Raw genomic sequence first — 12,178 nt, 5'->3', positions numbered from 1 at the left:
AGCGGCGCTTGATGGTTACCGGGTGCCTGTTTCAGGCGTCCGGCAGCCTGGTCCATAGGCCTCCGTGTAGGGTTTGCCGAAGCAGCGCAGTAGCCCATCAAGCACATCCAGGTTCGGTGGCCACGGCATCTGCACCTGCTGCCCGCCCTCGGTGGTGAAGTGGTAGCGGCCGTCCCTGATGTTCTCCGCCAGCGCGGTGGGCGTCGGTATTGCGACCAGCCTCGCACGAGCCTTCTCCAGGGCGCTGCGGTCCTGGCGCAGGAACGCGACCATGCCGTCCACGTAGGCATTCCAGTAACCCGGGTCGCCCGCGTTCACGGGTTTGTGGCTGCGTTCCATCAGCGTGATCGCCTGCGCGGTCTGCCCCAGCTCCGCGCGCAGCTGGCCCTCATGCCAGGTGATGATGACGTTGCCTTCTGCCTTGGGCAGAGCGCCATAGGCGGACAGCAGGTCGGCCGCTTCGCGGGTACAGCCACGGTCGGCCAGCGGGCGCCAGCCACCTGCCAGATCCTGATCGAATCGGCCAGGTTCCATCGCCAGCATCGCGGCACGGTCGTAGCTGCAGTCCGGGGCTTTGGGCGGTTCGGCTGACGTGCCCATGGCAGCGGCCAGCGCAAAGGAAAGCAACATCATCTCAACCTCCGTGTTGGTGACTTCCTGGACCACCATAACGGATCAGGAGGGGTAGCGCCGGCCGCTGGCCGGCAACCTCATTGATGTGGGGCGTCGCAGTACAGATGCCGGCCAGCGGCCGGCACTACCGTATGGCGGTCAATCGCCGAGCAGGGCGGTGTTGCGTACGGCACCCTTGTCAGCGCTGGTGGCGAGCAGCGCGTAAGCCTTCAGCGCGCTGGTGACCTTGCGCGGGCGGGGTGCGCGCGGCTTCCAGCCGCGGGCATCGGCGTCGGCGCGGCGCTGGGCCAGCGTGGCCTCATCCAGCAGCAGGTCGATGCGGCGGGCCGGGATGTCGATGCGGATGCGGTCGCCGTTTTCCACCAGGCCGATGACACCGCCGCTGGCGGCTTCCGGCGAGACGTGGCCGATCGACAGGCCCGAGGTTCCGCCGGAAAAGCGGCCATCGGTGAGCAGCGCACATTGCTTGCCCAGCCCCTTCGATTTCAGATAGCTGGTCGGGTACAGCATCTCCTGCATGCCGGGGCCGCCCTTCGGGCCTTCGTAGCGGATGACCACCACCTCGCCCGGCTGCACCTCGTCAGCGAGGATGCCGGCGACGGCGGCGTCCTGGCTTTCGTAGACGCGCGCGGGGCCTTCGAACACATGGATCGACTCGTCCACACCGGCGGTCTTCACCACGCAGCCGTCGATGGCCAGGTTGCCGCGCAGCACGGCCAGCCCGCCTTCCAGCGAATACGCGTGCTGCAGCGAGCGGATGCAGCCCTCGGCGCGGTCTACGTCCAGCGTCGGCCAGCGCGTGGCCTGGCTGAAGGCTTCCTGGGTGGGGATGCCGGCCGGGCCAGCCTTGAAGAAGGTATGCAGGGTGTCGTTGTCACTGCGCACCACGTCCCAGCGTTCCAGTGCTTCGGCCAGGCTGGCGCTGTGCACGGTCGGCACCGTGGTTTCGAGCAGGCCGGCGCGGTCCAGTTCACCGAGGATGCCGAACACGCCGCCGGCGCGGTGCACGTCCTCGATGTGGTACTTCGGCGTGTTCGGCGCCACCTTGCACAGCTGCGGCACGCGCCGTGACAGCGCATCGATGTGGATCAGGTCGAAGTCCACTTCGGCTTCCTGCGCTGCGGCCAGCAGGTGCAGGATGGTATTGGTCGATCCGCCCATTGCGATGTCCAGGGTCATCGCATTGGCGAACGCGGCCTGCGTGGCGATGCCGCGCGGCAGCGCGCTCGGGTCTTCGCCGCCATACCAGCGGTGGCAGAGTTCGACGATCAGGCGGCCGGCGCGACGGAACAGCGCCTCGCGGTCGGCATGGGTGGCCAGCGTGGTGCCGTTGCCCGGCAGCGACAGGCCCAGTGCTTCGGTCAGGCAGTTCATCGAGTTGGCGGTGAACATGCCCGAGCAGGAGCCGCAGGTGGGGCAGGCGCTGCGCTCGAACGCCGCCACCTTCTCGTCGGAGGCGCTGTCATCGGCGGCCACCACCATCGCATCGACCAGGTCCAGCTTGTGCTCGGACAGCTTGGTCTTGCCCGCTTCCATCGGCCCGCCGGAAACGAACACCACCGGGATGTTGAGGCGCAGCGCGGCCATCAGCATGCCGGGGGTGATCTTGTCGCAGTTGCTGATGCACACCAGCGCGTCGGCGCAGTGCGCGTTGACCATGTACTCCACGGCATCGGCGATGATCTCGCGGCTGGGCAGCGAATACAGCATGCCGTCGTGGCCCATCGCGATGCCGTCGTCCACGGCGATGGTGTTGAATTCCTTGGCGACGCCGCCGACCTGTTCGATCTCGCGCGCGACCAGCTGGCCGAGGTCCTTCAGGTGCACGTGGCCAGGCACGAACTGGGTGAAGGAGTTGGCGATGGCGATGATCGGCTTGTGGAAGTCGCCGTCCTTCATGCCGGTGGCACGCCACAGGGCGCGGGCGCCGGCCATGTTGCGGCCGGCGGTGGAGGTGCGGGAGCGGTATTCAGGCATGGCTGGCGGAACGGGCGGGCCGTACAACGTGGGGGTCAGCCGATCATGGCCAATTTTTTCGGTTGCTGCTGCAACCACCCGTTTTCGGTAGATGCCGACCTTGGTCGGCGCCGTGCCGTGTGTGCCAACCAAGGTTGGCACCTGCCAGAGCGGTGCGCCGCCCGGGGTCGGATCCCATCGCGGCGCGATGGGCTCTGACCCCAATGCCCGACGAAAATGAAAGTCCGTTCATCTTTCGGACTTTGCCGATTCCGGTTGCTGGTCCGGATTTGGCATCATTGGGGCATTGATCCGTCGACAGGGCATGAGGCCATGAAACGTTCCCGCACCACCGCGCTGCTGCTGATGAGCGCTGCGCCGCTGCTGTTCACCGCCTGCCAGAAGGAGCCGGAGGTGAAGGTGCAGGAAGGCCTGTACACCTCGGTGGAGGCCTGCACCGAGGCCACCGGCGATCCCTCGTCGTGCCGCAATGCCTTCGCCGAAGCGCAGAAGCAGGCCGCCGATGCGGCGCCGAAGTACGCCAGCAAGGAAGCCTGCGAGAAGGACTACAAGCCGGAACAGTGCGTGCAGCAGCACACCTCGGCCGGTACCTCGTTCATCGGCCCGATGATGATGGGCTTCTTCATGTCGCAGATGCTGAGCAACCGCGGCGGCCTCGCGCCGCAGGCGCCGGCGGCGTCGCCGGCCTACCAGGACAAGAGCGCTGGTTGGGCGCGTCCGGCACCGGGCGGTACCGGTGGCCTGAACACCGCCAGCGGCATCGGCGCCGGCAAGGCGGGCCTGGCGCCGGTCACCAGCGAACCGAACCGTGCGGTCACCGCCAGCCGTGGTGGCTTCGGCAACACCAGCGCACGCCGCAGCACCAGCGGCAGCTACGGCGGCTGATCGACCCATGCAGCGTATCCGGATTGCCGAGCGTGCCCAGTGGCGGGCACGCGCGGAAGAGGCGGGTTTCCGCTTCCACACCATCGACGGCCAGCCGTACTGGGATGAAAGCGCGTATTACGCTTTCACTCTGCGCCAGATCGAGCAGGACATCGAAGACCCCAGCGCCGAGCTGCACCAGATGGCGCTGGACCTGGTCGGCGATGTCATCGGCAGCGAACGCCTGATGGACCAGCTGGCGATTCCGTCGCATTACCGCGACTGGATCGCCGACAGCTGGCGCCAGCGCCAGCCGCATCTGTACGGTCGCCTGGACCTGGCCTACGACGGTACCGGCCCGGCCAAGCTGTACGAGTTGAACTACGACACGCCGACCTCGCTGTTCGAGGCCAGCTTCTTCCAGTGGCAATGGCTGGAAGACCAGCGCAATGCCGGTCGCCTGCCGCAGCATGCCGACCAGTTCAACGCGATCCACGAGGCATTGGTCGAACGCTTCGGCGAACTGGCCACGCAGTTGCCGCCGCCGCTGTATTTCAGCGCCGTGGGCAGTTCGGAAGAAGACCGCGGCACCGTCGACTACCTACGCGACTGTGCGTCGCAGGCCGGCCTGCATGGCCAGGCCATCGCCATCGAGGATATCGGTCTGTCCGAGGACGGCCGCTTCACCGCGCTGGACGATGCGGTGATCGGCACGCTGTTCAAGCTGTACCCGCTGGAAGACCTGATGGCCGAGGAATTCGGCCGCGCGCTGCCCCGCTCGGGCGTGCAGCTGCTGGAACCGGCATGGAAGGCGGTGCTGAGCAACAAGGGCATCCTGCCGCTGCTGTGGCAGCGCAACGTGGGCCATCCGAACCTGCTGGAAGCGCATTTCGATGACGGCAGCACGCTGGCCTCGGGCTGGGTGCGCAAGCCGCTGTTCTCGCGCGAAGGCGCGAACATCGAGATGCACCTGGCCGATGGCAGCACCCAGCGCAGCGACGGTCCCTACGATGGTCCGGCGATCATCCAGCGTGCGCATCCGCTGACCCGCTTCGAAGGCGGCTACCCGCTGATCGGCAGCTGGGTGGTGGGTGACCACGCCTGCGGCATCGGCATCCGCGAGGACGACAGCGCGATCACCCGCGACAGTGCGCGCTTCGTGCCACACGCGATCGTTGATGAGGCACCGACGCGGATCTACGTCTGATGACGGTGCGGCGCCCCCGGGCCGGCGTGGGCAACCGACGCCGGTCGTAGAACAACCGCTGTGGGTAGTGGCCGACCTTGGTCGGCGCCGTTGATTCCGTGCCAACCAAGGTTGGCACCTACCAGAGCGGTGCGTCGGTTGTTGCAGGGTAGTGGCGGCCGCTGGCCGGCAATCGCCGTGGGTAGATGCCGACCTTGGTCGGCACTGTGGATTCCGTGCCAACCAAGGTTGGCACCTACCAGAGCGGTGCGGCGGTTGTTGCAGGGGTAGTGCCGGCCGCTGGCCGGCAATCGGTGTTGGTAGATGCCGACCCTGGTCGGCGCTGTGGGTTCGTGCCAACCAAGGTTGGCACCTACCAGAGCGGTGCGTTGGTTGTTGCAGGGGTAGTGCCGGCCGCTGGCCGGCAATCGGTGTTGGTAGATGCCGACCTTGGTCGGCGCCGTTGATTCCGTGCCAACCAAGGTTGGCACCTGCCAGAGCGGTGCGTCGGTTGTTGCAGGGTAGTGCCGGCCGCTGGCCGGCAACCGCCGTGGGTAGATGCCGACCTTGGTCGGCGCTGTGGGTTCGTGCCAACCAAGGTTGGCACCTACCAGAGCGGTGCGTCGGTTGTTGCAGGGGTAATGCCGGCCGCTGGCCGGCAACCGTTGTTGGCTCCCACCAGATCGATCGCTGGTATCAGAGCAGCCCTTCGCGCTTCACCGCCAGATAGCGCTCCACCAGCGCACCAGGCAGGGCATCGGCGGTCACGTCCAGCACCATCACCTTCTCGCTGCGCAGCGCCTCATGCGCCTTCGCGCGCTGCTGCAGGTACAGCGCCGCTGCACCGGCCTGGGTGGCGTCTTCCAGTGTCTGCACTTCGCTGTCCAGCACGCCGTCCAGCTCACGCTCGCGCAGGCTGGCCACGCATACCAGGTGGCGCTGCTGCAGCAGGCGCACCGCCGCCAGCAGGTCTTCGATGTCTTCGTCGCGCACATTGCTGACCAGCATCACCAGCGCACGCCGGCGCTGGCGCAGCGACACTTCGGTGGCGGCGGCCAGGTAGTCGGTGGCCACCGCGCGTGGCTGCAGGTCGTAGCTGGCGCGCAGCAGGTGCTCGACGGTGCCCATGCCGCGCTGCGGCGCGACCCAACGGCGCTCGCCACCGGTGGCGAACAGGCCGGCGGCGTCGCCCTGGCGCAGCGCCAGGTAAGCCACCACCAGCGACGCGTTCAAGGCATGGTCGAAGTGCGAGAGCCCACCTTCGCTGGCCAGCATGCGGCGGCCGCTGTCGAGCATCAGCAGCAGCTGCTGGTTCTTCTCGTCCTGGTATTCGCGCGAGATCAGCTTGCGCGCACGTGCGGTGGCCTTCCAGTCGAGCTGGCGCAGGCTGTCGCCGATGCGGTACTCGCGCATCTGGTGGAAGTCGGTACCTTCACCGCGGCGGCGCTTCACGTGTGCACCGACCAGCCGCGAGGCCTGGTCGGCACTGAACAGGGCAAAGCGGGTGAGCGGCACGAAGTTCGGATAGACCCGCACGTCCAGTGCGGGCGGCAGCGTGCGTTGCTGCCACCACAGCCGCCACGGCGAACGCATGCGCAGGTGCACGCCTTCGAAGCGGAAATGCCCACGCTGCAGCGGCTGCAAGTGGTAGTGCAGGGTGGAGGCACTGCCGGCCTGCAGGCGCACACGCTGCGGCAGTGATTCCAGCGGCCAGCCGCCGGGCACCAGGTCGAACACCTGCACCGTCATCGGTGCGTCCGCCTGCAGCCGCAGTGCAGCCTCGCGGCGCACGCCCAGTGCCAGCGCTTCGGGCAGTTCGCGCTGCACCTGCGGCGACGGACGCCGCCACTGGCGCCACAGATCCATCAGCGCCGGCACGGCAATCGCCAGCGCCGCCAGCGCCCAGCTCCAGCGCGGCAGCAACCCGCCCAGCACCAGGCCGCCCAAGACAGCCCAGGCCAGCAGCAGCGCCAGCAGCAGCGGTGCCGGCCTCATCGGCGCGGCGCTTCCACCTTGGCCAGCAGCGCGCCCAGCACGTCGTCGGCGTCCTGGCCTTCGATCTGCAGTTCCGGGGCCAGCGCGATGCGGTGGCGCAGCGCCGGGCGTGCGATGTCGCGCACATCATCCGGAGTGACGAAATCACGACCGGCCAGCACCGCCTGCGCGCGCGAGGCACGCACCAGCGCGATGCTGCCACGCGGGCCAGCGCCGACCGCGATACCCGGCCACTGCCTTGTGGCCGCCACAATCCGCACCGCGTAGTCGATCACTTCGTCGTCGACGGTGATCGCCGCAGTGGCGCGCTGCAGTTCCAGCAGCTCACCAGCACCGAGCACGCGTGGCACCTGGCTCAGGTCGAAATCGCTGGCGGCACGGCCGCTGGTGATCGCGGTCACCATGCGCTTCTCGTCCTCCAGCTGCGGATAGTGGATCAGGACCTTCAGCAGGAAGCGGTCCAGCTGTGCTTCCGGCAGCGGGTAGGTGCCTTCCTGCTCCAGCGGGTTCTGCGTGGCCAGCGCCATGAACGGCGGCGCCAGGGTGAAGGCCTTGCCTTCGATGGTCACCTGGCCTTCCTGCATCACTTCCAGCAGCGCCGACTGGGTCTTGGCGGGTGCACGGTTGATCTCGTCGGCCAGCAGCAGGTTGGTGAACACCGGGCCGCGGCGGATCTTGAAGCTCTCGCTCTTCGGGTCGTACACCGCGTGGCCGCTGACGTCGCTGGGCATCAGGTCGGGGGTGAACTGTACACGCCCGTAATCCAGCTCCAGGGCCTGTGCCAGTGCGCGCACCAGCAGGGTCTTGCCCAGCCCGGGCACGCCCTCGATCAGCACGTGACCACCGGCAAGCAGCGCCACCAGGATCTGGTCCAGCACATCGGCCTGGCCGATGAAGGCGTGGCCGACGGCATCGCGGATGGCATCGACGCGTTCGATCAGGCGGGCGTTGGCGGCCGCCGGCAGCTCGGGGACTTCGGTCATAGCAGGGATCTCATCTGGAGCAGCAAGCGGATGCGCTCGCGCAGGGCGGAGGAATCGTGCGGCGGAGGGGGCGTGAGCGCGCTGGCAACGCGGCCTTGCGGCCACTTCAGCAGCTCGGCGATGGCCTGATCGCGCGGCGCGCCATCGAGTGCGGCGGCAACCGGTGCGCGCAGGCGCAGGCGGTGCAGGAACAGGGCGAGTACGGCCTCGTACAGGCGCGCGCCGTGGCCGAAACGCAGCAGCAGTTCGCCACTGGCGCGCACGTGCTCCAGCAGCGAACGGCGTTCCAGCACCGGCGACGGCAGCAGGCTGCCGAAGCGCTGCGAGCGGCCCCACAGCCAACCCAGCAGGGCCAGCAGCAACGGTGCCCACAGCGGCCAACCCTGATAGAACATGCGCGACCACAGCGACGGCGGGCGGCTGGCATAGACCAGCCAGACCGCACCCTTGCCGTAGTTCGGATCAAGCAGATAGCGGGTCAGGTCGCGATGCGACGCGTCGTGCAGGCCGTCGCTGGCCTTGCCCCCTGCGGAGGCCAGGCGCGCCGCCGGTGAGTCCACCTCGCTGCGCATGAACTCCATGTCGGCCAGCACGCTCACCTTGCCCTGGCCATGGCGCAGGCGCGCGAACACCAGGTCGCGATCCGTGCCCCAGCGACGTTCGGCCTGCGCACTGGCGGCAAAGCCCAGGGTGAAGCGGCGGCCACCACAGAATTCGACGTGGCCCGGATCGTCGTCGACATGGAAGGCCTGGCAGTCGCTGCGCTGGAACAGGCTGTCTACGCCCAGCTGGTCCAGCAGGGGGCCCTGCGTGCTGCCGGCATCGTCCTCGGCCGGCGGCGGCGTACGTACCAGCAGGTGACCACCACCGTCGACCCAGTCCAGCAGTGCGCTGGCGACGGGCGGCGGCAGTTCGCTGCTGTCCTGCAGCAGCACCACCGTGTCGTGGCGCCCCAGCGTCATCTGCTGCAACTCCAGCCGCGGTCGCGAATGCACGTCGATGCCATCGGCGCGTAGGGCCTGGCCGAGCACGTACAGCGGGTTGTAGGCGGCCTCGCCCTGTGGCGGCAGCCGGATCGTCTCGGTCACCCGTTCGTGCGTGCGCAGGTAGAGGATGGTAAGCGGTACGCCGAACAGCACCAATGCACCGAGCAGCAGCGACCAGAACAGGCGCGGGCTCATGCCTGCCACCCGTACTGCTGGCGCAGGGTATCGGCCAACGCATCGAAATCGGCGCGGCTGGGCAGGCGGCCACCGTAGGCAGCGTACTGCCACATGCGCACGATGCGCGCGAACAGGTCACGGTCGCTGGCCTGGGGCATGCGTCGCGATGCGCGCAGGCATTGCGCTTCGGTGGCACCGGGTGGAAGCGCGATACCGCTGCGCTCGCCCACCGTGCGCACGCTGGCGCGGTACAGCAGGGCCAGCGCCTGCCGCGGCCGGCCCTGGTCCCAGAGCAGGCCGGCCTGGGTGGCCACGTCCGGCGGCAGCACCACCGGCAACTCCACCTGCTCCTCCAGCACCTTCGGTGCAGCGTCGGCCTTGCGCCGGCCACTGCCACGCAGCCATGGCAGCCACAGCCGCGCGGTCAGCAGCAGCACCAGCAGCAGGATGCCGAGCAGGCCCCACAGGCCCCATTCGGCCAGCCGTGCCAGCCAGGCGATGCCGTCCTTGCGCGCCTTGCGTTCACCTTTGCTGTTGGTGTCACGCTGCAGCTGCTTGTCTTCCTTCTTTTTTTCCTCGGCCTGCTCGATCGGCTTCCAGCGGGTCACCTGGCGGGTCGGGCGCTGCAGCGGGTCTTCATAGGCGCGGTTCACTGCCTGACGGAAACCGGCGGTGTCCACCGGCGCTGTACCGAAGATCATTGCCGGCGTATTGGCGGGGTCGTTGGCCGCGGTGGCCGGTTCTTCCGCACTGTCTTCGTCCTCTTCGGCATCGCCTGCCTGCTCCGCGACCGTCTGCGCGTCCTCCGCATGCACCGGTGCGGACACCAGCGGCAGTGCCAGCCACAGCAGCAGCGCCAGCGTCGATGCTGCCGGCAGCAGCCGCTCGCGCAGGCGGCGCAGGGCGATTTCGACGTCCCAGGCTTCCATCTGCGTTCGACGGTTCAGGTACAGGCCAAAGCCCGCACCGACGAAGAACGGGCCGATCAGCACCGAGGCCAGCCAGCACGCCAGGTTGAAGCCCAGCCGTGCCCATGCCGGCGTGTCCTTGCCAATCATGTCCCACGCCGCACGCCACGATTCGGACATCAGCTCCAGTGGCATGAACATGAACACCGCACCGATCGCGCCGGATACCAACACGGCTTCGAACGCCAGGCAGGTCACCGTCAGTACCAGTGCCGCGCCCGCTGCGCCGGCTGCCACCGCACGACGGCGTGGGCCGCGCTGGCCCGGTGTGTTGCCTTCCAGCAGGTTCACCGGCAGGCACAGGCTGCGCAGCACGCTGAAGCGGCGCCAGCCCAGGTAGCCCCAGAAGCCGCTGTTGCCCCAGTGGCGCTGCGCGCGCAGCGCGGCCAGCGTGCCGACCGGCTCACCGAAAATGCCGCGCGACAGCACGTACAGCGGCGCGCGTTCGAACAGCGGCTTGCACCACCACATCGCCAGCCAGGCCCAGCCGAAGGCATCCAGCCACCAGCCCAGCGCGTTGAAGATCACGAACAGCGGTGCACTGGCCAGCAGCCAGCTGCCCCACAGCGCACGCGCGCGACGGCGGGACAGGGCGGTGCCCAGCTCCATCGCTTCCCAGCCACTGCGGGCGCGCAGCGCCACGTCCAGGCGGTCAATGCGCATGGCCGCCCCCACGTCCGCCGCGCCACAGCCACAGCAGCACGCCGGCCCACAACACACCGGCCACGCTGAACTTGCCCCACGCCGGTACTTCGGCAAGTGAGGACCAGAAGGCTTCGATGAAGGCGGCCACCAGCAGCATGAAGGCGACGCCGAGGCACAGCCGTGCGCCGATGCGGCCGCCTTCGACCAGTGCATCCAGGCGGCTGCGCCGGCCTGGTGCCAGCAGCTTCATGCCCAGCTGCAGACCGGCACCGCCGGCGATCACGATCGCGGTCAGCTCGAAGGCACCGTGGCCGACCACGAAGCGCCAGAACGGGTCGCCATGGCCGATGTGCTGCAGGTGACCGGCCACCGAACCGATGATCACGCCGTTGAACAACAGCACCAGCAGCGTGCCCAGCCCAGCCAGCAGCCCGCTGGCGAAGGTGCGCAGGGCGATGCTGATGTTGTTCATGATGTAGTGGCCGAACATCATCCAGTCGGTGCCGCTGTCACGCCCCAGGCGCTCGGCGGCGGGATCGTACATGCGCTCCATCTCGGCGATCTGGCGGTTGTCCATCAGCATGTGGATCAGGTCCGGATAGACCTGCACCAGCACGAAGCAGGCCACCGCCGGCAGCGCGAACATCGCCAGCGCCACCCACATGCTGCGCGCCTGGCTACGCACCAGCAGCGGGAAGTCGGCCACCAGGAACTCCAGGGCACCCCGCCAGCGCGTCGGCGGCGTGCGGTACAGCACGCTGTGGCCCTGCTGCATGAGCTGCTGCAGGCGCTGCACCAGCTGCGGGCTGTAGCCGCGTTCGCGGGCCAGCGCCAGTTGCTGGCACAGCCGCCGGTAGCGCTGCGGGAAGGTGGTGTCGTCCAGTGCCAGGCCGCTGGCCTTGCGGCGCGTGCGGCGTGAGGCACCGGCACGCAGCAGCAGCCACTGCTCCAGGTCCTGCCATTCCTGCTGGTAGCGGGCGACGAACTGTTCCTGCTTCATCGCCGCCCCAGCAGCCAGTTGGCCATCGCATACAGGCGCAGCACGCCGACCTGGCCATGGGTGCCGGTCAGTGGCTCGGCAATACCGGCCAGCTCCTGCTGGCGCGCCGCCGACAACCGTGGCGCGCGCTCGGCGAAGGCCATCAACGCAGCCTGTTCCTCTGGTCGCAGCGGCTGCGGCGGGGCCAGCACGCTGTCGATGGTCGGCGGCGGTGGCAGGTACAGCGCGGGTGCGTGCACCACCACGGTGCCCGCCACCAGGTCGCCAAGGCGGCGGCCATGCGGATCGAACAGGCTGCTGATCAGGCCCAGCGCATAGCCGAACGGCAGCATGTCCACCGTGCGCAGCAGGTTGCGGGTGATCGCCGCCATCCAGCCTACCGGCGCGCCATCGCGGGACAGCACGCGCAGCCCCAGCGCACGCTTGCCCAGCGTGCGCCCCCACAACGCTTCGCAGACGATCGGGTAGGCCCAGTAGACCAGGAACATCAGCACCAGGTAGAGGCCGGAGCCGAACTTGTCCAGCAGCGCCAGCGGAATGGACACCAGCACCAGTGCCGCGATGCGCACGCCAAGATCGACCAGCCAGGCCATCGCCCGCGGTACCGGGCCGGCGGCAGGCAACTGCAGCGGCACACCCTCCGGCGTCACCACCTCGCGGTAGGTATCGAGCATCGGTGCGGCCATCAGCGCGATGGCCTTCGTTGTGGGCGCCGGAGTCCTCTCCGGCGGGCAGCCACAGGCATGGGGGTCTCGACAGGTCCT

10 protein-coding genes are annotated in these 12,178 nt (G+C 68.5%); 2 read left to right on the top strand and 8 right to left on the bottom strand.

All coding sequences use genetic code 11. The features are described 5' to 3' along the window. Positions 1-15 precede the first annotated feature (15 nt). Together MG068_RS19995 and ilvD are read right to left on the bottom strand one after the other, a co-directional pair. Entirely contained in the window at positions 16-633 is a 618-nt protein-coding gene (locus tag MG068_RS19995; RefSeq protein WP_132810986.1) for a hypothetical protein, read from the bottom strand. A 138-nt stretch (positions 634-771) separates the two neighbouring features. Then, positions 772-2,610, bottom strand: coding sequence for a dihydroxy-acid dehydratase (gene ilvD / locus MG068_RS19990; RefSeq protein WP_132810985.1), 1,839 nt, complete (start codon positions 2,608-2,610; stop codon positions 772-774). A gap of 312 nt (positions 2,611-2,922) precedes the next feature. Between ilvD and MG068_RS19985 the strand changes: the two genes are divergently transcribed. Both MG068_RS19985 and MG068_RS19980 read left to right on the top strand, forming a co-directional pair. After that, positions 2,923-3,495: a DUF1190 domain-containing protein gene (locus MG068_RS19985; protein WP_071228542.1), complete on the top strand. Its 573-nt coding sequence runs from the start codon at positions 2,923-2,925 to the stop codon at positions 3,493-3,495. A gap of 7 nt (positions 3,496-3,502) precedes the next feature. Continuing rightward, positions 3,503-4,681 carry a glutathionylspermidine synthase family protein gene (locus tag MG068_RS19980; protein ID WP_132810984.1) on the top strand — a complete coding sequence of 393 codons (1,179 nt, stop codon included), beginning with the start codon at positions 3,503-3,505 and terminating at the stop codon, positions 4,679-4,681. A 675-nt stretch (positions 4,682-5,356) separates the two neighbouring features. Here the strand turns inward: MG068_RS19980 and MG068_RS19975 are convergent. Genes MG068_RS19975 through MG068_RS19950 form a run of 6 tightly spaced genes read right to left on the bottom strand, consistent with a single transcriptional unit; the run spans position 5,357 to position 12,100 of the window. Then, complete coding sequence (locus MG068_RS19975; RefSeq protein ID WP_132810983.1) at positions 5,357-6,655, bottom strand: DUF58 domain-containing protein; 1,299 nt, start codon at positions 6,653-6,655, stop codon at positions 5,357-5,359. Continuing rightward, entirely contained in the window at positions 6,652-7,638 is a 987-nt protein-coding gene (locus tag MG068_RS19970) for an AAA family ATPase (RefSeq protein WP_132810982.1), read from the bottom strand. The genes MG068_RS19975 and MG068_RS19970 overlap by 4 nt, the downstream gene beginning before the upstream one ends. After that, the gene (locus MG068_RS19965; RefSeq protein ID WP_132810981.1) at positions 7,635-8,819 is read right to left on the bottom strand and encodes a DUF4350 domain-containing protein; all 1,185 of its coding nucleotides are present in this window, start codon (positions 8,817-8,819) and stop codon (positions 7,635-7,637) included. Before MG068_RS19965 ends, MG068_RS19970 begins: the two co-directional genes overlap by 4 nt. Next, positions 8,816-10,432 carry a DUF4129 domain-containing protein gene (locus MG068_RS19960; RefSeq protein WP_132810980.1) on the bottom strand — a complete coding sequence of 539 codons (1,617 nt, stop codon included), beginning with the start codon at positions 10,430-10,432 and terminating at the stop codon, positions 8,816-8,818. Before MG068_RS19960 ends, MG068_RS19965 begins: the two co-directional genes overlap by 4 nt. Further along, positions 10,422-11,414, bottom strand: coding sequence for a stage II sporulation protein M (locus MG068_RS19955; RefSeq protein WP_032129115.1), 993 nt, complete (start codon positions 11,412-11,414; stop codon positions 10,422-10,424). Before MG068_RS19955 ends, MG068_RS19960 begins: the two co-directional genes overlap by 11 nt. Next, positions 11,411-12,100, bottom strand: coding sequence for an RDD family protein (locus MG068_RS19950; RefSeq protein ID WP_049400866.1), 690 nt, complete (start codon positions 12,098-12,100; stop codon positions 11,411-11,413). The genes MG068_RS19955 and MG068_RS19950 overlap by 4 nt, the downstream gene beginning before the upstream one ends. Positions 12,101-12,178: the final 78 nt, after the last annotated feature.

Origin of the sequence: Stenotrophomonas sp. ASS1 (assembly GCF_004346925.1) — a bacterium.
GTDB lineage: Bacteria > Pseudomonadota > Gammaproteobacteria > Xanthomonadales > Xanthomonadaceae > Stenotrophomonas > Stenotrophomonas maltophilia_A.
The sequence above is the reverse complement of the archived record's forward strand: the minus strand, read 5'-3'. Positions and strand labels throughout refer to the sequence as shown.

Coding starts and splice junctions, on each gene's coding strand:
- MG068_RS19980 (WP_132810984.1), top strand. CDS start 3,503: ATGCAGCGTATCCGGATTGCCGAGCGTGCCCAGTGGCGGGCACGCGCG.
- MG068_RS19965 (WP_132810981.1), bottom strand. CDS start 8,819: ATGAGCCCGCGCCTGTTCTGGTCGCTGCTGCTCGGTGCATTGGTGCTG.
- ilvD (WP_132810985.1), bottom strand. CDS start 2,610: ATGCCTGAATACCGCTCCCGCACCTCCACCGCCGGCCGCAACATGGCC.
- MG068_RS19950 (WP_049400866.1), bottom strand. CDS start 12,100: ATGGCCGCACCGATGCTCGATACCTACCGCGAGGTGGTGACGCCGGAG.
- MG068_RS19955 (WP_032129115.1), bottom strand. CDS start 11,414: ATGAAGCAGGAACAGTTCGTCGCCCGCTACCAGCAGGAATGGCAGGAC.
- MG068_RS19985 (WP_071228542.1), top strand. CDS start 2,923: ATGAAACGTTCCCGCACCACCGCGCTGCTGCTGATGAGCGCTGCGCCG.
- MG068_RS19960 (WP_132810980.1), bottom strand. CDS start 10,432: ATGCGCATTGACCGCCTGGACGTGGCGCTGCGCGCCCGCAGTGGCTGG.
- MG068_RS19995 (WP_132810986.1), bottom strand. CDS start 633: ATGATGTTGCTTTCCTTTGCGCTGGCCGCTGCCATGGGCACGTCAGCC.
- MG068_RS19975 (WP_132810983.1), bottom strand. CDS start 6,655: ATGAGGCCGGCACCGCTGCTGCTGGCGCTGCTGCTGGCCTGGGCTGTC.
- MG068_RS19970 (WP_132810982.1), bottom strand. CDS start 7,638: ATGACCGAAGTCCCCGAGCTGCCGGCGGCCGCCAACGCCCGCCTGATC.